This is a genomic window from Pseudomonas kitaguniensis, from assembly GCF_049199985.1.
Lineage (GTDB): Bacteria > Pseudomonadota > Gammaproteobacteria > Pseudomonadales > Pseudomonadaceae > Aquipseudomonas > Aquipseudomonas kitaguniensis.
Map to the genome: position 1 here is coordinate 18461 of NZ_JBLZPT010000023.1, position 19460 is coordinate 37920.

Here is a 19460-nt window from a genome sequence, read left to right on the forward strand (position 1 = left end):
CACGGCCCATTCCTCTATCGACGCACTCGGGTCACGGGGTTTTCAACTGCTTTGATGCCTGCATTTCTTCATCGGTATCGTTTTCGTCCTCATTCACGCTGTACCACGCCCAATGGGTGGTACGCCGCATGAACCCGCTTGCGGTCAATGTCTGGGTGGGGCGCCCCAGTGGGTCGTAGAATTGCTGGTCACTGTGAGCCAACTCGCGCATCGATTGATCATTGATGTAGCCGTGCTTGTTGGCGAAGTAAGGACGGTAGATACGAATGGCCAAGCCTTTGTTGTTGTGTTCGACACGTTCACTGACGCGCCAGCGCGGGTCGGCATGCACTTGGCGTAGCTGTTTCTTGAAGACGCCGGGCGCAGTACCCGGCAGGTCGTCGACCAACAGGTCGCCCTTTTCATCGACGGCATTGGCCGTGCCAGGCTCGGTTTTTTGTTGGCTCTGCAAGACGCGGCTAAAGCCATCCCAATAGCTCAAGCTCAGCCGAATCTGTTGGGCGGGATCGTCCGGGTAGCAATCGGCTTGCAGCATGAGCCCATGTACCGGTGTTCGTCCGGCTTTGTCGATCAATGCCTTAAGTTGTTTGTCACTCTCGTTGAGCGCTTGGCGACTGCCACCCAGGCGCAGCCGCGCGCTCATTCGAATATGCCCGCTGGGCAACACATACGCCTTGGCAAGCCACTCGGGCTTGACCAGGGCCAAATCGACGCTGCCCATCCAGCTAAACGGAGCGTAACAGTGCGCGCTGGCCACTTTCTGCAAGACGGCTTTCGCGTTTTCAATGGCAAACGCGGGCGTCACATCCTTGGGTGGGCTGTAGTCTTTCAACGCCGAAAACCCCAGCGCAAGGCCGTGTTCATGGCCGTAAAAGGTGCTGGCGAGTACCTGCCCAAAACCGTCATACAGGGCCTCTTGAATGGTGCCGTTGGGGTCGACAATTTTTTTCGGCAGCAGCGATTGATAGTCGTATTCGGCTTTGGTCAAACCGCCGTCCGGCGTTTTCACCCGAATGATTTGCAGCGCGTAGGCGTCGTACGCCAGCGTTGTTTCGCCGTGGGCCTCGGTCGCGCGCAGCGCCCTTAAACGATAAAACCGGGTTGCCTTGGCATAGCGCGGGAAGTGCCGGCGGATCGACCACAATCGATGGTCTGCAGGCGGCACCTCGCCGTCGAAAAGAAAAAACAGCAGCATGGTGCGGTAGCCGCTGTCCGTGAGCTTTTGCACCAGCTCTGCCGGAGGCTGGTTGGGCAAAGTCGGCAGGTCTTTGTAGACATCCAGGGCTTTGCCGTCCAGCTCTGCGGTTTCAAGGTAATCAGTCAATGCCTGAGTCGTCGCGACGCCCGGCTCCAAGGCCTTGCCGTGACCACCGGCTTGCCGATAGTGCTGCACCGACAAACCACTCAGTTCACGCTTGGCACTGCTGGCCAACGGCCCGTTACGGTTATCGATGAACCGTTCATAGGCGATGTGCTCAAGGTTTAATCCATCGGCTGCGGGTGCCTTGGGCAACACCAGCGCATTGTGTCGTTGCCGGTAGGGCAAGGCCAGGCAGCGCAGTTGTGGCTCGTCCAGATGAATATGTTGCGCCAGGGTTTCGCGCAGGTAATAGGACTGTTGCGCGCTGTCATGGGTATCGCGCCACCAGCGTTGGTGATGTTCATCAGCCAGCACGGCAGGCGCCGAGTCGTCGGCGCTTGTACGGCGGGCATAATCAATCGTGACGCCATGCACCAGGCAGCCATAGGCATCTCTTCGCAGGTGGATATGGTGGCGGCAGACGGGATCGTCTGCCACGCCTTCGTATTGATAGCTGATGGACTCCAGCGCTAATGGCAGCAGCCGGGCGTAGCGCGTGTGGGCGCTGGGCGGTGCCAGTTCGCGCAGAAGATAACGGTGTTGGGTGACCGAGTAGGGCACTGCGCCCTGCGCCGGGTCCGCCGCCATCACCTCCACGCGCAGAACCGCCCCGCTGAGTGCATGTGCGGCTTCGCGCAACAGCGACGGCGCAGGCTCGCTGATCAAGTCGTCGTGATGGTCAAGCGGCTGCACCAGCCCCGTCGCCCGGTATTGGCTTAACAGCGTTGGGCCGATGGCCTTGGCCTTGACGTCGTGGGCGCTATGGCCGAGGACGGCCATATCAACCGACTGGCCGGTATGAAACCACGTCTTGGTGCGCACGGGAGCGCTGAAACCTTGAGTGTTTTCGTTGTTTTTGTGGCTGTCGGTGTCGGTCTGCAACAACAGCCCGAAGCCGCGAAATTCGCGGTCGGCCCGGTCGTAATAAGCCTGCCTGTAGCTCAAGCGCTGGGTGAGTTGGTTGCCGGTTATTTCATCCTGCCGGGTGTGTTGGCTGACCAGGCACAGCGCGAAGGGTAACTGGCAAATGGCAAGCTCGCCGTTGGCGTGCCGTTCACGTTTTTCATCCAACCACTCTTGGGCGCTGCTGCGATACACGATGGATGCGCGTGTGCCCATGTTGTTATAGGTGCGCATGAGCCGCCAGGGCTTCTGGGTGAAAAAGTCGTAGCGCCAGTGGATCGGCGTCTGGTGGGCGGCGCTGAAGATCAGGCTCGGGCAGCCCAGGCCGATCAGATCGACCAGGCTGACCTGGCAGCGGTCGTCATATTGCACGCCGTCTGGCCACGGCACTTTGATTGCCTTTGCCGCAAAGCCGTTGCCGCCTTTATTGAGGAAGATACTCAGGTGATCGGCGCTCAAATACAGCAAGTCGGTAGCACCGCTGCCATTGAGGTCGACCAGCCGCACATTCGCTGCGTGGAATGTTTGATAAGGCAATGCCAGCGTGGCGAACACAAACCCTTGGGCGAAACGTCCTCGACCCAGGTTCGGCCAACATTTCACTTCGTTATGGCGGATACGCACCAAGTGCTGTTGGCCCGTGGCGAGCACATCGCTGAAGGCCACCAGCTCGTTAGGCGAGGCGGAAATGATCGGTAGGCCGTCGTCGGCTGTATGCGGCACCTCGATGGCCGGCGCGAAGCCGGATTTTCGGCGATTGGCATACAGGCGCACGCTGCGCGGGCCAATCATGGCAAAGTCGTGGGCACCCGAGCCCATCAGGTCGGCCAGCGCTCCCTGGGCATGGAAGAACTCCGACGGAAACGCATCGAAGGGTGTGAAGGCTGACCAATTGCGCTGCTCGTCCAGGCTGAAAAAGCCGCTCATGCCCGGTTGTGCAACCAGCCAGTCCAGCCGACCGTCGCCATTGATATCGGCCAGCGCTTGGTGGATGGGCCGTGTACTGTCGGCTACCGGGATTCGCGTCAACGCTTGCGCCGCACCGAAGATCACCTCGTCGCCGGTCTCGGTGTGCTGCGGCCTTAGCGGCTCGCGGTAATACCAACTTTTGTCAGTGCGATACAACACACCCGGTATGCCCTCGCCATACAGGTCGACCAGTTGATACCGATCGCCGTCATTGAGCGCGGGCAACGAGCTGAAGGCCTGATAGCGGCGCGGGTCCGACTTGAGCTGGCCCGATTGATAGAGGCACTCCAGCGGCGGGCGGCTCACGCTATTGCCGGCGCCGTCGAAGGCCTGCTCGTGCGCCGCACTCAACAGGCTGACATGCGCGTGGGTGCTGTACTCCAGCAGCAAGCGCTTGACCAGCATTGGCTCGGTGCCCATGTGCGTTTCTTTGGGGAAGTGGTGATACAGCAGAATCTGGTTGCACAGGCGCAGCGTGCGTAACTCAAAGCCGAAGGCAAAGTCCGAGCAAGCGTCGCCGCGTGCCGGCCATGCACGGGCTGGCTGATAAGTCGGTCGCTGATCCGGTTCCAGGGCGCGTTCGCCATAATCAAAGAGCAATTGAAAGTGCCAGCCCACCGTCGGTTTATCCTCGGTCTGCCACAGGTAAAGCTGTTCCTGTTCCCTGGCGGTGAAGTTGCCGTAGCAGACGCTTTCCAGGTAGTGCTGAGCGCGGCAGTCGCGTGGGTAACGCGATTGATCGGTTTCTTTTTTGTAGTGGTAATAAATGTGCTCGCCGTGGGCGTTCAGGCTTTCCTGCAATAACCATTGCGCCACATGGTGCGGGTGGTCGGGATCGGCAATGCGCGCCAACGCGTTTTTGCCGTAGAAGTGTTGGCTGCCATCAGCACGTTGTATCAGCCAAAAGCCAGCTCGGTCGGTTTCCGATTGCCAGTGTTCCATACGGTCGAAGCGGCTCTCGACCCTGGGGAAGTACCGGGTGACCACGTAGGTGGTGCTCAGCGCCAAGCCATTGAACGAGGCGGCGCGGTGGCTGATGATCGCGCCCTCGGCGTTGCGTTCGGGTAAGGCTATTTGCGCGTCGGGGCCTAACAGCACATCGTCGATCGTGTAGCCAGGCACGCCCAGGGACGTACGCCGGCTGACGGCGCCGATCGGCAGCGTCCAACCCAGCCCGAACGGGCCGTTGCCGGCGGTGCTGTGGTAGGTCAGCGCCATGGCTGGCGCATAGCCGCGCGCCGCCGACACCGGCAAGGCAATTTCAAAGGTTGCCGTACCGCTGGCGCCGACCGGGCCCCAGCCCTTGCCGGTGCCTTGGATGGCACCGCCACCGGTGGGCAGCGCCGGGCTATTGATCTGCAGGTTCAGGTTGTCGTCGCTCATGCGTTGCCCCCGCTGGCAGCCGTCGCCCTGGCGGTGTAACGCAGGTGAATGACAATATCGTTGATCGTTTCGAGTATGGCTTTTTGCTGAGGCGGATTGGGGAACTCCAGCGTCCAGTCGGAGATGGCCCCGGTGTATTCAAAGGGCAAGTAGCGATCATTGCTGTCGAACGTGAGCCTGAACAGGCCGTTGTCATCAAGGCCGGTGGAGAGGGCGATTTGCTGATGCACGCGCATGTCCGTGCGCCGCTGGCCTGTGGGCAATACGATTTCGTTGCGGGTCTGGGTCAATATCGCTTTGATGTCTTGGTAAGGCCCCAGCGTTGCGGGCAACGATACGCTGATGCCTTTGATCCGCCGCAGGCTGTGGCCGGGGTAATCATCTTCAAACAGCGCTTCGGTGAGTTTGAAGCACAGCCTGCCTTGGCTGACCAGTTGTTGTTTATGTGAAGCCCAGGGGTCATCAGTGCTTGTAAGGTGAGTGGCTTGAGCGGTGTTGGCGTGGGGCGTGGCGACCACACAATCGATGAGGTGATGACGCAACGAGATAGTTTTGACGATCTCCAGATCCCGCACGTTATTGTTCAAGTAGGCGGTGTTCATGCTCAACAGCGATAGCTTCAGGGCCTCACCCGCCAGGTAACCACGGTAATTGTTGTTCCAGGCGCTGGGCTGGATAAACGTGCGTGCGTAGTCCGCAACCTCGTACTGCCAGCACGCTTGCGCGGTTCGGCACAGCGAAAGGCTAAGGTCATAGACTTGGTAGTAGAACTTGCTGAGTTGAACATTCAGCCAGTCATACAACTGTGCTTTGGAAAAGCGCCGGGCGAGTAATTGATAGTTCGACCAGGCGTGTGTCAGGGCAGTTTCGGCCAGGCGCAACTGCAGGCTCGTGGCTTTTTCCTGTTCGGCGCAGGTGTGTAGCTGAGCATCCACCTGCGCCAGTTCAAGTTGGGCTTGCTCCTGAGCATAGGCCCACTCCTGTGCCCGGCGGCGGAATTGTTCGGTACGGTCAAGGTCCGCAGCCGTGCCGCGCAGCGCCGTCGCAACGCCTTGGGCCAGGGCTTGAACGGCATAGAACGGGCCTTCCCAGCGCGAGCCGCCGACACTGGTACCGAAAATGTTCGGCGCCATCATCGCGATGCCGGCCCCTGCGGCGGCGGCGGAACCTGCGGTATCGAATCCGGTACTGGTCAAGTAGAGCAGGCCGGCATGCGCTTCCGAGGGGCTGATACCTTCTTTGAGTTGATGTTCGTAGTAGCGCAGCCGGGCCTCGATTATGTGCCGACTGGTGTTGAGCGCCTGGCGGTTTTTCTGATCGATCAACAACGCTTGGGTTTGTTGAGTGACGACGATATTGGCCAGGTCCCACGCTTGTTGTTGCTGTAGCTCCAGGTATTCAGACTGCTCCTTGCGTTCAATCAGGGTCAGCAGCGTATGGCCGAATTGAATCAATGCTTCGGTCGCCGTGAGCGCATGGCCCAGCATGATCTGGAACCGATAATGGCCGACCTGTGTGTCCGCAAGCGCAGCGGCACGCGCGTTGTCGAAACCGCCTTTGCCCTGGCCGGCCACCAGGCTGCGGGGTGACAACGAGGCCGCGTACAGCGGCAAGTGCAAGGGTTTACCGGTAATGTCGAGGTTATTCCGCAGGTTATGCAGACGACTTTCGAGCGTATCCCAGCGAGCCACCAGCTCACTGTTAAAGGGTAGGCACAGCGAGTCGGTCAGCGTCAGCGACGCCGCTGTGACGCCTTCAACCGGGCGCGTGATCTCGATGCTCGGGGCTTGCTGCTCAAGTGCCATCAGCGCTGGCGAGCCAGACGTTGCGAGGGCGGCGAGGGTGATTTTCGACCACGGTTCAAGACGGGTGATGCTGGGGCGTGTGCCGAGGAACTGATGCGCTCGCGTGTACCAGAGTTTGGCGTGCGTCAGGCTGTCCGGGGTGAGCTGGCGATAGGCAGCGTCGCCGCGATTGAGCAGAATATCGAGGTAAAACAGGTAGATCGCTTTGCGAAAATGCACCGGCGCACGAACCGCCAGCGCGTGAGGGTCGTGGGTGGCATGGCCCGGGGCCTGATCTTCTCGCAGCAGCTCGCTGAAGCCCCAAAAGGCCGGGCGGTCAATGGAACCCTCGGCTGCCCGCGCAGGGTCGAATAGGTAGCGGAGCCAGGTGTGTGCTTCGTCATACTGCTGTTCCTGGTTAAGGCGATGGGCGATCAGCCAGGGCACATACAGGAACAGCTCCCAGAAATACTTGCCGTTAGCGCCTTTGAAGTCGATATCTTGCGCTGTACCACCCGGCGCAAGTGGAGGCTCCTGCCAGGTTTTCGGGGTTAACGAAAACAGGTGTTCGAGACTGATGTTGGCTGCCTGAATCAGCTTGCCGGCAAAGCAGGTGTTCATACGCAGGGTGGTCGGCAGGCCGGCAGGCAGCGTGTCTTTGCTGTTTGAAAAATCAATGAATTCGGCGCTGCCGAGGGTTTCCGATGCATAGCGTTTGATGGTCGGCGCGAGTTGCTGGCTAAGCGGCGCGTCAGACACGGGCGCGGCCAGTTTCAAGGTGGCGGCTTTTAGTGCGTAGCCGAGAATTTTCGGGCCGTCGGCGCTGGGCTCAAGTGTCACCACCCCATGGATCAGGGTAATGCCGGACGCCGCCTGCGCGCGTGTTATTGAAATACGCGTGGTGGCCCGATGCCCGGCAGGCAGTTCGGGCGTGGAGCTGGCGAGGCTTTCGTGAGACGTGTGCTGAAAGTTGATGATTTTATGTGAATTGGCGTTGATGGTTTCGGTGAAGGGGTAGTCTTGAAAGTTTGCACTCATGATGATGTGTTTGTAGGCGCGCAACGTCGAGGTGGCCACGTCGGTGTTGTTGATCAGCAGCACATTTTGGGAGTGCAACTGGTTCAGTTTTTCAGGCAGGTGGTAATGGCCGTAACGGTTAAGCGTGATGTGAAAGTGTTTGTGCGTGTACAGATTTACGAAAGCGTTCTTGTCGATAAATTTGCCTTCCAGCGAAAGGGTAGTGTCGCCGACTTGCTCGGGTGTAGAGGTAAACAGTGACCCATCTTCGTCGTGTACAGCGTTGGGGTATTCTTCATGCGTGGTCGCGTTTTTAAAATAGAGTGCATAAAAATCAGAGGTTAATACTTCTACCGTGCCGGTGATTTTAGAACCCTTGCTCAGTTTGAGTTGAGTCGTGTTGGGGTCGTCCAATGCCGCATCGGTCATCAGTGTGATGGTGATAGGCGTCGTGCGCCTTGCGCTCAAGGTGACGGTGTACGGGTGTTGAAAGCGCTCTTTGAGAATCGAAGAAAATATAATCTCGTCGGTATTAGCGTCAAAAGCGACGGCGCTCTGCTCGGTGTCTTTTATGTTCAGTTGGTGTTTTTCAAAGTCCCAATCGTTTTTGTCCGCGAACGGCGTTTGCACGGTGACCGAAATCGAATGTTTGGAGGCCGGCGTTACCTTGAACTGCAGGTTGCCCTGGTTTTTGTGCGCAAAGAAGGTGAGGTATTGCCTGGCGTTGTCAGGTAGCAATTCGCTGTAATAGCCGTTAGTGCTTTGGAGTACCGCGCGCACCCTGGTTTTCTGCGAGGGGTCAAAGGGTTCCAGCAGCCGGTTTATTTCTTCGTCCACGTCTGAGCCCGGCAGCACGCTATAACGCTCGGGGCTGCCGCCATCGGCGAGCGTGGTGATGTTGAAGGACTGGTCGATTTGCACCGACTGGAAAAATTTGCCAATAAAGTTCTCCTGCTGTTTAGGGTCTTTACGTGCGGTTGCAAGGACACTTAAAAACAGCACGGGCGGGCCGCTGGCATCGACGATCGCCACCGTTTGCGTGATCGTCTTCAGAAAGTCCGTGGTCGATGCGTTGACGTCTTCGGTGGCGCAGTATTGTTCAATACACGCCTGCGGTACGCTCCAACTGCCATCGTGTTTTTTATAAGAAAAGTTAAGCCGAAACTTGACGTAGTGGTTGTCTATCCATGCGGTGAGCTGTGCTTTTTCTCCCGCATTCGATTGGTCGGCTTTGAAGACGCTGGTGGGGGTGGGTTTGATGCATTCGGCCCAGATGAAGAAGATTCGATTATTAAAAAACACCGGGCGGATACTCTGCTCGGCAGTGGCGTCGGAGACCGATAAGTTCACCCGCTCCCAATCAGACCAGGCACCTTGGGCAAGCCCCGCGCCGGAACGCTTGGACAGGTCGAGGGAGCGCCAGTAATAGGTATGCTCGGAGCTTGATTTGCCGACAAAGTAATAGGTGCCGCTACACAGCTCGCTTGAACCTGCGTCGATGTACCCGTTGATCGTGCGTATGTTGGCGGTCTCTTCGAACCTGGCAAGGTAACGGTTAACTGCGGTGGTCACGGTGTCCCGTTGAATTCGATATTGGCTAAGGTCGTTTTCCAAGTGTTGAAAACTCGCCGTCTTGTCACGCCGTAACGTCGGGTCCAGATAGTTGGCGGGGTGGTAGCGCAGCTGTTGGTTGGCATTCCACAGTGGGTAGGTGTGCAAGCGTTCGCGCCAGGTCTGGTGCTGTTGCGCAGTCATCGCATGCGTTTCATAACCGGGTTCGAGGCCCAGTTGAATGCGCGTGATGTATTGCTGCAGGCTGGAAATCGCACAGGCTACCGGGCTGGTCGGCACGGCTTGGCTGACCTGCACGTCGAGTAGCCAGTACTCGTAGAGAGCGTCGGCGTTGGTGATTTTACTTTTTAACGCGTCAGGCACTTTGTGGGTCAGGTAATACGCGAGCATCGCGTCGCGCAGGCTTTCATTGAGGTGTTGATTGAGCGAGTGAGACATGATCAGTCCTTGAACAGGTCGAAAAAAAGTGGGGTATTAGTCAGTTACTGTTGGGCGCTCGTGAGCGCCTCGCCCACGGCCTTCCATTCGGCAAACGTCGAGTCGGTTTTAAGCTGGCTGGCCTGAATCAGCATGCGGGTCGACAGGCCGGTGTCGGCGCTTGCCTGGCGGCAGCGCAGCACCCAGTCCACGCGGTCCATGGAGGTAATGCGCGGCGGTGTCAGTTGGCTGCTTAAACTGTCGATTTCACTGGCACTCCAGCCTAAAAGTTGTGCCAGTCGCGCGTTTTTTTCTTCAGGGGGGGGCTGCACAGCGCTGTTGGGTAAGGCATGGGCATGTTCGAAGTAGGCGAGAAGCTGTTCCTCGGTGGTGCCACAGCGAGTGATGCACTGTTTGAATTGCTGCATGAGGTAGAGAGTGCGCGGGGTCAGTTCAAGCAACGAAGAGACCGCGTACTCACTCTCAAGCCAGTGCGGATTGAGCAGAAATTGATGCAGTGCATGTGGGCTGAGCGGAAGTTGCAGAATGTCGGCGGCGTTAGGTAACAGCAGTATCAAGTAGCCGAGGGTGTGTAGCGGCGGGGCAGTGGGCGCGTGTAAACGCAGGAACTGGTTGGCATGATCATATTTGACATGGCCGCTGGTATCGCTTGGCGCATGGGCCGTGGCTTGAATGATTGCTTTCAGGCGTAAATGAAGGCGCCAGAGCTCGTCACGCACCTCGCTCAATAGGGGCAGGAGGATGAGCCTGGCTTGCTCGATCAAAAATGCATTACGAACAGCGTCGACGCTTATTTTAAGCGGCGTTAGAACGTCATTCAGCGCAGCTTCCACGCTCGCGACAGCGCGAATCCTTTGCAGTACCTGCTGGCCGATGGACGCCCAATCAATCGCGGGCAGGTGATTTTTTTCGTCGTCTCTTTCATCAGCGTTTTGTTGAGGCAGGGTCAGTCGCTTCAACTTTTGGGCGAGAGACGCCTGGTCGTAGGCGGCGAACGCGTTGACCAGCTGCTTAATGGCAGGGTCTTGGGCCAATGGGTGCAGCGATCGTTGAGGGTTTAACAGTGACAGGCTGTTCCCGCTTTGCTTGAGCCAGCGGCTGGCCCAGTCCAGGTGCATGAGCATATCGAGGAAGTCAGTCGCGCCTTTCGGCTTGCGGCGTAATGTCGGATTACGCAGTTGCGTTGCGAAGGTCGCCTGCCCGAGCATGTGCAGCCATTGCTGGCAGTCCAGGACCGACAGGCCAAACAGGCGGGCAATGTGTGCTTGCCGATAAATCGCGCTGACGGTCTCGATCGTACGTGTGGCAGGCACTTCGGGGCTGATCAGTAGCTGCAGCGACGTCTGGGTGTCTTGCAGGCCCAACCCCGCGCAGAGTTGTTGCCGAGTGGTCGCGTCGAATGCACCGCCGTCCAGATACAGCGGTGGCAGAGCAGAGCCTGCGCGATTGAATACCTGATCAAACAAGGGCAGGCGCTCGCCTGAGGCATGCACGGGCAACTGATGGAGCCAGGCGGCAAACTCCTCGGCCTGCAGCCCGTAGTGTTTGCTTAGATAGCAAAAAACGCCCAGCGCCCTCAGGGTGTTATGGCTGATCAGCAGCGAAGGGTTACTGCTGCCCTCGCAGCGCATGACGCTGGTTATCAGGGTGTCCAGTTGCGCGAACGGCAGGCCGAGCCAGCGCTGCAGGCGAATCATGCGTTGCAACCTGTCGAAGCGCTCAGGGTTAACGTTGACCAGTTGGGCAGGCGCGCTGTTGTCCAGGCTGATAACGGGCGTGGTTGCGCCGTTGACGTAACACGCGCCGTACGTCAGGTGCGTGCTCTGCGGGCAGTAAGGTGATTTGCGCGGTGCGTGCGTCTGTTGTGCAAGCAGCGCCTGAAGTTGTTCGGCATCGAGTTGTGAGATGCGCAGAAAGTCGCTGATCTTCTCGGGACCTTTTGGCGTCTCTCGCCACTGGTAATAGTCACGAAAAAAAGTGTGCGCGCCGTCTGCGGCGACCAGGCTATTTTTCAGCAGTGTTTGTTGTTCAGGGCTCAACCCGGATAACAAGCATTGGGCCTCGTTATTCTGGGTGATGACCTGCCCGTAAGCGCCGGCTTTTGCTGCCAGCGGCAGCTCGCGACTGATGCGATAGTTCAATTCGCCCAACGCCGGCGTGTCGCCTGCCAGACTCAGTCGGCATTGCTGATGGTGAAAGTGGTAGGGCAGAGAAAATGGATACCAGGTTTTGCTCAGTAACGTGTAGGCATCCTTGTCGTCGGCGCCCGTTATATTTTTGAGCAAGGTCTGGTTGATGATCGACAACATGGGCACCTGACCCGACACGCTGTGTTGGTCGATCACCAGCGCGTGCAGGTCCGCGCGTCGATCGTTCAACGTGACGGCGTTTGACCCTTGGGCGTTTTGTTCCAGTTGCATGGCGAACAGGTAGAGCGCCCGCAGGTACGCCGCTGGCGAATCGACTGCGGCGATGGAGGTGCTGGAGCAGAACTGTTGCCAGTTCTCGTTGAACAAGGCTTGGTAGGTCGCTCCGGTTTCGGCGGCAACCTTGCGTTTATTGCGCAGGGCAGTGGCGTCTGACGCGACTTGTTGTTGGCGAAATAATGTCTCCAGTTGCGCGGCGGCACTCTGGGCCTTGAGGTACACCGGGTGGGCATCGTCGTCATTGCAGGTTGCCAATTGCTTGGCGAACTCGCGCTCGGACACGCGCACGATGTCGAACACCGAGTTGATATTGAGGCGCTGCAGAGCGGTCTTGAAATCGTCCCGGCCATGCGCAGGCGGGCGGGCGTGGTCAATCAGTTGAGCAAGCAAGGGGCTGGTGTCGGCTTCCATATCCATAGGTTCCTTCAATCCCTCCGGCAGATCCGGAGGGGCAGGAAACGCTATCACGCAGGCTGTCGCGGCCTGCGTCAGGCGGTGCTGCGATAGCACTAGGGAAATATCAGCGCGTCAGAGTCGATGCCATACCGAGGCAGGTTTTGCTAGAATCCGCCCGCGCCTTACCACGTTGGCGTTTTTTGATATCCGGTTCACCCTTTACGAGGGTAGCCACCTGGAGAGAACACCCATGACTCAACCGATTGTCGTGGCGGCACTGTATAAGTTCGTCACCCTGGAAGATTACGTCGCCCTGCGCGAGCCACTGCTGCAGGCGATGGTCGACAACGGCATCAAAGGCACCTTGCTGATCGCCGAAGAAGGCATCAACGGCACCGTTTCCGGCAGCCGCGAAGGCATTGATGGCCTGATGGCCTGGCTGAAGAACGACCCGCGCATGGTCGACATCGACCACAAAGAATCCTACTGCGACGACCAGCCGTTCTACCGCACCAAGGTCAAACTGAAAAAAGAGATCGTGACCCTGGGCGTTGAAGGCGTCGACCCGAACAAAAAAGTTGGCACCTACGTCAACCCGCAGGACTGGAACGCGCTGATCAGCGACCCGGAAGTGCTGTTGATCGATACGCGCAACGACTACGAAGTGTCGATCGGCACCTTCGAAGGCGCGATTGACCCGAAAACTACTAGCTTTCGCGAATTTCCCGACTATATCAAAGCCAACTTCGACCCGGCCAAGCACAAGAAAGTCGCCATGTTCTGCACGGGCGGTATTCGTTGCGAAAAGGCCTCAAGCTACATGCTCAGCGAAGGCTTTGACGAGGTTTACCACCTCAAGGGCGGTATCTTGAAGTACCTCGAAGAGGTGCCGCAGGCGGAGACTAAATGGCAGGGCGACTGCTTTGTGTTCGACAACCGGGTGACCGTGCGTCACGACCTGAGCGAAGGCGACTACGATCAATGCCATGCCTGCCGCACACCGGTGAGCGTAGAAGACCGCGCGTCCGAGCACTATGTGGCCGGCATCAGTTGCCCGCATTGCTGGGATAAGCTGCCGGAGAAGACCCGTCGCAGCGCAATCGACCGGCAAAAGCAGATTGAACTGGCCAAGGCCCGCAATATGCCGCACCCGATTGGCTTCAACTATAAGCAAACCCCTTCCGAGGCCTGACCCATGCCCGCGCGCCTGCTCTATGTAATGGACCCGATGTGTTCCTGGTGCTGGGGCTTTGCGCCCGTTGCCAAAGCCTTGGTTGAGCAGGCTCAGGCCGCCGGCGTCGAACTGCACCTGGTGGTGGGCGGCTTGCGCACCGGCAGCGGCGCGGCATTGGAACCCACCACCCGGCGTTACATCCTCGAACACTGGCAGGCGGTAACGGATGCCACTGGTCAGTCGTTCACGTTTGAGGGGGCGTTGCCCGAAGGTTTTGTCTACGACACGGAGCCGGCCTGCCGCGCCATCGTCACTGCGCGCAGCCTGGCACCGGATTGCGCCTGGACGCTGCTGGGGCTGATCCAGCATGCGTTTTATGTAGAGGGGCGCGATGTGACCCTCGCCAGTGTGCTGGTGGAACTGGCGGAGGAGGCGGGCATACCGCGTATCGAGTTTGCCGGTGCCTTCGACCGCGCCGAGCAACACGCCGCGACGGCTGCTGATTTCACTTGGGTGAAGGATTTGGGCATCGACGGTTTCCCGACGTTGCTCGCCGAGCGTAATGGCCAGATGGCCTTGTTGACCAACGGTTACCAGCCACTCTCCGAGTTGTCGCCATTGCTCGCCCGTTGGTTGGAGCGAGCCGCCTGTGTATGAAAAACCTGTGCATGACCAGCCGGACGGTGGCGAGCCGCCCCAGCGCACTGATCGCCTGACCTGGGCAGAAATTCGCCGCCTCGCCCTGCGCCACAAGAAATCCCTGTGGATCGCCAATGGCGTCGCCGTGCTGGCGACCCTGTGCAGCGTGCCCATCCCTTTGCTGTTGCCGTTACTGGTCGACGAAGTGTTGCTGGGCCAGGGCGATGCGGCGCTGAAGGTGATGAACCACGCGCTGCCCTTGGGCTGGCAGAAGGCGGCCGGTTATATCGGCCTGATGCTGTTGGTGACCTTGACGCTGCGCTCTGGTGCGCTGGTGTTCGGTGTGGTGCAGTCGCGCTTGTTTGCGCGGCTGGCCAAAGACATCGTGTACCGCATCCGCGTGCGGCTGATCGAGCGGCTCAAGCGCATTTCCCTGAGTGAATACGAAAGCCTCGGCAGCGGCACGGTGACCACGCATCTGGTGACCGACCTGGATACGCTGGACAAGTTTGTCGGCGAAACCCTCAGCCGTTTCCTCGTGGCCATGCTGACCCTGGTTGGCACCTCGGCGATCCTGGTGTGGATGCATTGGCAACTGGCGTTGCTGATTTTGTTGTTCAACCCGTTGGTGATCTACGCCACGGTGCAGTTGGGCAAGCGCGTCAAGCACCTGAAGAAGCTGGAGAACGACAGCACCTCGCGCTTCACGCAGGCGCTGACCGAAACCCTCGACGCTATCCAGGAAGTGCGCGCCGGCAACCGTCAGGGCTTTTTCCTCGGCCGCCTTGGCCAGCGTGCCAAGGAAGTGCGTGACTACGCGATTCACTCGCAGTGGAAAACCGACGCCTCCAGCCGCGCCAGTGGCTTGCTGTTCCAGTTCGGCATCGACATCTTTCGCGCAGCGGCGATGCTCACCGTATTGTTTTCCGACCTGTCGATCGGCCAGATGCTCGCGGTATTCAGCTACTTATGGTTCATGATCGGCCCGGTGGAGCAGTTGCTCAACCTGCAATACGCCTTCTATGCGGCGGGCGGGGCGCTGACGCGGATCAACGAACTGCTGGCGCGTGCCGACGAGCCGCAATACGCAGGCGGCGAAGACCCGTTCACCGGGCGTGAGACCGTCGGCATTGAGGTGCGTGGCGTTGATTTCGGCTATGGCGACGACCGCGTGCTCGATCAGTTGAACCTGACCATCGCGCCGGGTGAGAAGGTGGCGATTGTCGGCGCCAGCGGCGGCGGCAAAAGTACCCTGGTGCAATTGCTGTTGGGGCTCTACACGCCGCAGGCTGGCAGCATTCGCTTCGGCGGGGCGATCCAGCAGGAAATCGGGCTCGCGACCATTCGTGAAAACGTTGCTGTAGTGCTGCAACATCCGGCGCTGTTCAACGATACGGTGCGCGCCAACCTGACCATGGGCCGCACACGTACCGACCAAGCGTGTTGGCAGGCACTGGAAATCGCCCAATTGGATGCTACCGTCAAGGCACTGCCCTTGGGGCTTGACAGTGTGGTGGGGCGCTCCGGTGTGCGTTTTTCCGGCGGGCAGCGCCAACGCTTGGCCATCGCCAGAATGGTGTTGGCCGAGCCTAAAGTGGTGATCTTGGATGAGGCCACCTCTGCCCTGGACGCTGCCACCGAGTACAACCTCCATCAAGCGCTGGCGCGGTTTCTCAGTGGGCGTACTACACTGATCATCGCCCACCGGCTTTCGGCGGTGAAACAGGCTGACCGTGTGCTGGTGTTTGATGGTGGGCATATCGCCGAGGATGGCGACCATCAGCAACTGATCGCCGATGGTGGCCTTTATGCAAAGCTGTACGGGCATTTACAGCAAGTTTGAACTGTTTAGTTTGAAACATGTTCTGTGCTTAGTACGAGGGCCCTCTGCAAACACAGTGGCCCTGCTGAACTGTTTACGGCGCCCGCCTTGGATAGGCACGTCGTAGCTGATCGGATTGAACGACGTTAGCCAGAGCTGTGCTGTCAGGAGCGTTAACCACTCGCGTGTTTTTGGTAGTGCTTATGCAAGGGACCTCATGAAGCAAAAGCGCACTCTTGGAATGACGTTTAGTACCCCTCGGTTATTGGGCATCGTCTGGCCTTTTATCGCAGTGGTACTGCTTCAGGCGTTATTGGGCTGCGTGAGCCTTTACGTACTGTCGGCTGTACGCGGTTATGTGGCGGGTGAAAGTCTATGGTCCAAAGGCCAGAAAGATGCCATCTATTACCTGACCCTTTACGCCGACAAGCGCGACGAGGCGACCTTCCTCAAATACCAGCAAGCCATCGCCGTGCCCCAGGGCGGCCATGAACTGCGCGTCGCGCTGGACCGCCCCACGCCAGACCTCGCCGCTGCACGCCAAGGCATTCTCAAAGGCGGCAACCACCCCGATGACGTGTCCAGCCTGATCTGGCTGTACCTCAATTTCCGGCATTTTACCTACCTGGAAAAAGCCATTGAATCGTGGACCGTGGGCGACGCTTACCTGGTGCAATTGGATGACTTGGCTCAGGCGATGCATCGGGCGATCAGCAGCGGTCAAGTCAACAGCCTGGATGTGAGTGAATGGAAGGCGCACATCATTGCGATCAACGACGGCGTCGCGCCAGCCGCCAAGGCCTTCAGCGATGCCCTGGGCGAAGGTTCGCGGGTCATCCTGCGGCTGTTGTTGATCACCAACCTTGCGACCGCCCTGTGCCTGATTGCCCTGGCGCTGTTGCGGACGCATAAATTGCTGACACAGCGCCACGCGTTCGCCGACGCGTTGCAGATGGAGCGCGAGCGTGCGCAGACTACCCTTGAGTCGATCGGCGACGGCGTGATCACCACCGATGTCGACGGCGCCATCGCCTACATGAACCCTGCGGCCGAGGCGCTGACCCACTGGAAAACTGCCCAGGCGCAGGGCTTGCCCCTGGCGGCATTATTCAAGCTGCTGGATGAAAATGCCGAGCCCGACGGGTTTGCCCTGATCGAGCACATTATCAAGGGCCGGCTCAGTGGCGGCAGCGAACACTCCAAACTGATCCAGCGTCTGGACGGCAGCACGGTGTCGGTCACCCTGGTGGGCGCGCCGATCATCAGTGCCGGCCGGGTCAGCGGCGCGGTGCTGGTGCTGCACGACATGACTCAAGAGCGACAGTACATCGCCAATTTGTCGTGGCAAGCGACCCACGACGCCCTGACGGGCCTGGCCAACCGCCGCGAATTCGAGTTCCGTCTCGAGCAGGTGTTGCAACAGGTGACGCGCCAGCCAAACGGAAGGCATGCGCTGATGTTTCTCGACCTGGACCAGTTCAAGCTGGTCAACGACACCTGCGGCCATGCGGCGGGTGACGAGCTGTTACGGCATATTTGCGCACTGCTGCAATCAGACTTGCGCGAAGGTGACACCCTTGCGCGCCTGGGGGGCGACGAGTTCGGCATTCTGTTGGAGAACTGCCCGGCACTGGTCGCGGAGAAGATCGCCGAAAGCCTGCGGCACACCGTGCAGAGCCTGCATTTTGTGTGGAAGGGTCGCCCGTTCATGACCACTGTGAGTATTGGCCTGGTGCATATCTCGCACACCCCGACCACCTTGGAAACGTCGCTGCGGGCCGCCGATATGGCGTGCTATATGGCCAAGGAAAAGGGCCGCAACCGTGTGCAGGTGTATCACGACGATGACTCGGAGCTGTCCGTGCGTTTTGGCGAAATGGCCTGGGTGCAGCGTTTGCATATCGCCCTGGAGGAAAACCGCTTTTGCCTGTATGCGCAGGAAATCTCGGCGCTGGGCAACACCGACGCCGGTAACGGGCATGTCGAAATCCTGCTGCGGCTGCACGATGAGGCGGGTCGAATAATTCTTCCCAACAGTTTTATTCCTGCGGCCGAACGTTATGGGTTGATGACGTCCCTGGACCGCTGGGTAGTTGATAATGTATTCAAAATTATTGCCCGCTGCATACATGAGCGGCCAGGCCGCCCCATGGCCATGTGTGCGATAAATCTGTCAGGCATTACTATCGGAGATGACGATTTTTTAGAGTTTTTACATGAGAAATTCGAGGCTTACAGCATACCTGCGGAAATGATTTGTTTTGAAATAACCGAGACCGTTGCCATTGCCAATTTGGGCAGTGCGATCAGGTTTATTAATGAACTCAAAGCGTTAGGCTGCCATTTCTCACTCGATGACTTCTGCGCCGGAATGTCCTCGTTCGCTTATCTCAAACATTTACCTGTAGACTTCTTGAAGATCGATGGAAGTTTCGTAAAGGATATGCTGGACGACCCGATTAACCGCGCTATGGTCGAAGTGATTAACCACATAGGTCACGTCATGGGTAAGCGCACAATTGCCGAGTTTGTTGAAACACCGCAAATCGAACAGGCACTGCTTGAGATCGGTGTGGATTACGCTCAAGGCTATCTGATTGAGCGCCCGCAATTGTTTACCTGTGACAGCTTGCAATGCCGACCCGCGCGGCCGCAGCCTTTGTTGTTCAAGGCGCCCGGCACGTTCCGCTGAAACATTTACTGGTCTGTAAAATCACACTTAAAAAGGAGCCCTACAGTGATCGACACATTCAACAGAACCGGCCCGCTTATGGAAGCCTCGAGTTACCCTGCCTGGGCGCAGCAATTGATCCAGGACTGTAGCGAAAGCAAGCGCCGGGTTGTCGAGCACGAACTGTACCAGCGCATGCGTGATAACACGCTCAGCGCCAAGACCCTGCGCCACTACCTGATCGGTGGTTGGCCAGTGGTTGAACAGTTTGCCTTGTACATGGCACAGAACCTCACCAAGACCAAGTTTGCCCGCCACCCTGGCGAGGACATGGCGCGCCGGTGGTTGATGCGCAATATTCGCGTGGAACTCAACCACGCCGATTACTGGGTGAATTGGGCCTGCGCGCATGGTGTCAGCCTCGAAGAGCTGCAAGCGCAGAACGTACCGCCTGAGTTGCACGCACTGAGCCATTGGTGCTGGCACACCAGCTCGGCCGATTCATTGATCGTCGCGATTGCTGCGACCAACTATGCGATCGAGGGGGCGACCGGCGAGTGGTCCGCCGTGGTCTGTTCTACCGGTGTGTATGCGGCAGCCTTCCCTGAAGAAGACCGCAAGCGCGCCATGAAGTGGCTGAAGATGCATGCCCAGTACGACGATGCTCACCCTTGGGAAGCGCTGGAAATCATCTGCACCCTGGCCGGCATGAACCCAAGCAAAGCCCTGCAGATAGAGCTGCGCGATGCCGTGCGCAAGAGCTACGACTACATGTACCTGTTTTTGGAAAGCTGCATGCGCTTGGAAGCAGACCAGGAAAAGCCGCCAGCCGTGTTTCGCGAGCGTCAGGCGCGCATCGCCAGCGAGGCTTGATGTAAGCGAGTTGGCGGGGATGTGAGGGGGATG

The 19460-nt window shown here is 58.6% G+C and carries 8 protein-coding genes; 5 read left to right on the plus strand and 3 right to left on the minus strand.

The annotated features are described in order from the left end of the window. Positions 1-31: 31 nt before the first annotated feature. From ACOZK9_RS22425 to ACOZK9_RS22435, 3 genes are read right to left on the minus strand one after another with little or no spacing between them, the layout of a single operon-like run. Positions 32-4615 (minus strand): SpvB/TcaC N-terminal domain-containing protein, encoded by a 4584-nt coding sequence (locus tag ACOZK9_RS22425; protein WP_421556588.1) that lies wholly within the window; start codon positions 4613-4615, stop codon positions 32-34. Then, complete coding sequence (locus ACOZK9_RS22430) at positions 4612-9426, minus strand: Tc toxin subunit A-related protein (RefSeq protein WP_421556589.1); 4815 nt, start codon at positions 9424-9426, stop codon at positions 4612-4614. The genes ACOZK9_RS22425 and ACOZK9_RS22430 overlap by 4 nt, the downstream gene beginning before the upstream one ends. Positions 9427-9470: 44 nt before the next feature. Then, positions 9471-12263 (minus strand): Tc toxin subunit A, encoded by a 2793-nt coding sequence (locus ACOZK9_RS22435; RefSeq protein ID WP_421556590.1) that lies wholly within the window; start codon positions 12261-12263, stop codon positions 9471-9473. A 235-nt stretch (positions 12264-12498) separates the two neighbouring features. On the opposite strand from ACOZK9_RS22435, the gene trhO reads away from it, so the two are divergent. The 5 genes from trhO to ACOZK9_RS22460 all read left to right on the plus strand — a co-directional run bounded on the left by trhO (position 12499) and on the right by ACOZK9_RS22460 (position 19427). Next, complete coding sequence (trhO, locus tag ACOZK9_RS22440) at positions 12499-13440, plus strand: oxygen-dependent tRNA uridine(34) hydroxylase TrhO (protein ID WP_122250581.1); 942 nt, start codon at positions 12499-12501, stop codon at positions 13438-13440. A gap of 3 nt (positions 13441-13443) precedes the next feature. Further along, the gene (locus tag ACOZK9_RS22445) at positions 13444-14079 is read left to right on the plus strand and encodes a DsbA family protein (protein WP_122250582.1); all 636 of its coding nucleotides are present in this window, start codon (positions 13444-13446) and stop codon (positions 14077-14079) included. A gap of 7 nt (positions 14080-14086) precedes the next feature. Beyond that, positions 14087-15904 (plus strand): ABC transporter ATP-binding protein, encoded by a 1818-nt coding sequence (locus tag ACOZK9_RS22450; RefSeq protein WP_421556607.1) that lies wholly within the window; start codon positions 14087-14089, stop codon positions 15902-15904. Positions 15905-16100: 196 nt separating this feature from the next. Further along, positions 16101-18575 (plus strand): EAL domain-containing protein, encoded by a 2475-nt coding sequence (locus ACOZK9_RS22455; RefSeq protein WP_122250583.1) that lies wholly within the window; start codon positions 16101-16103, stop codon positions 18573-18575. Between the two features lie 78 nt (positions 18576-18653). Then, positions 18654-19427 (plus strand): iron-containing redox enzyme family protein, encoded by a 774-nt coding sequence (locus ACOZK9_RS22460; RefSeq protein ID WP_421556608.1) that lies wholly within the window; start codon positions 18654-18656, stop codon positions 19425-19427. Positions 19428-19460: the final 33 nt, after the last annotated feature.

What these genes read in the sequence shown, in the direction of transcription:
- ACOZK9_RS22425 (WP_421556588.1), bottom strand. Translation starts at nt 4,615, where the DNA reads ATGAGCGACGACAACCTGAACCTGCAGATCAATAGCCCGGCGCTGCCC.
- ACOZK9_RS22430 (WP_421556589.1), bottom strand. Translation starts at nt 9,426, where the DNA reads ATGTCTCACTCGCTCAATCAACACCTCAATGAAAGCCTGCGCGACGCG.
- ACOZK9_RS22435 (WP_421556590.1), bottom strand. Translation starts at nt 12,263, where the DNA reads ATGGAAGCCGACACCAGCCCCTTGCTTGCTCAACTGATTGACCACGCC.
- trhO (WP_122250581.1), top strand. Translation starts at nt 12,499, where the DNA reads ATGACTCAACCGATTGTCGTGGCGGCACTGTATAAGTTCGTCACCCTG.
- ACOZK9_RS22445 (WP_122250582.1), top strand. Translation starts at nt 13,444, where the DNA reads ATGCCCGCGCGCCTGCTCTATGTAATGGACCCGATGTGTTCCTGGTGC.
- ACOZK9_RS22455 (WP_122250583.1), top strand. Translation starts at nt 16,101, where the DNA reads ATGAAGCAAAAGCGCACTCTTGGAATGACGTTTAGTACCCCTCGGTTA.
- ACOZK9_RS22460 (WP_421556608.1), top strand. Translation starts at nt 18,654, where the DNA reads ATGGAAGCCTCGAGTTACCCTGCCTGGGCGCAGCAATTGATCCAGGAC.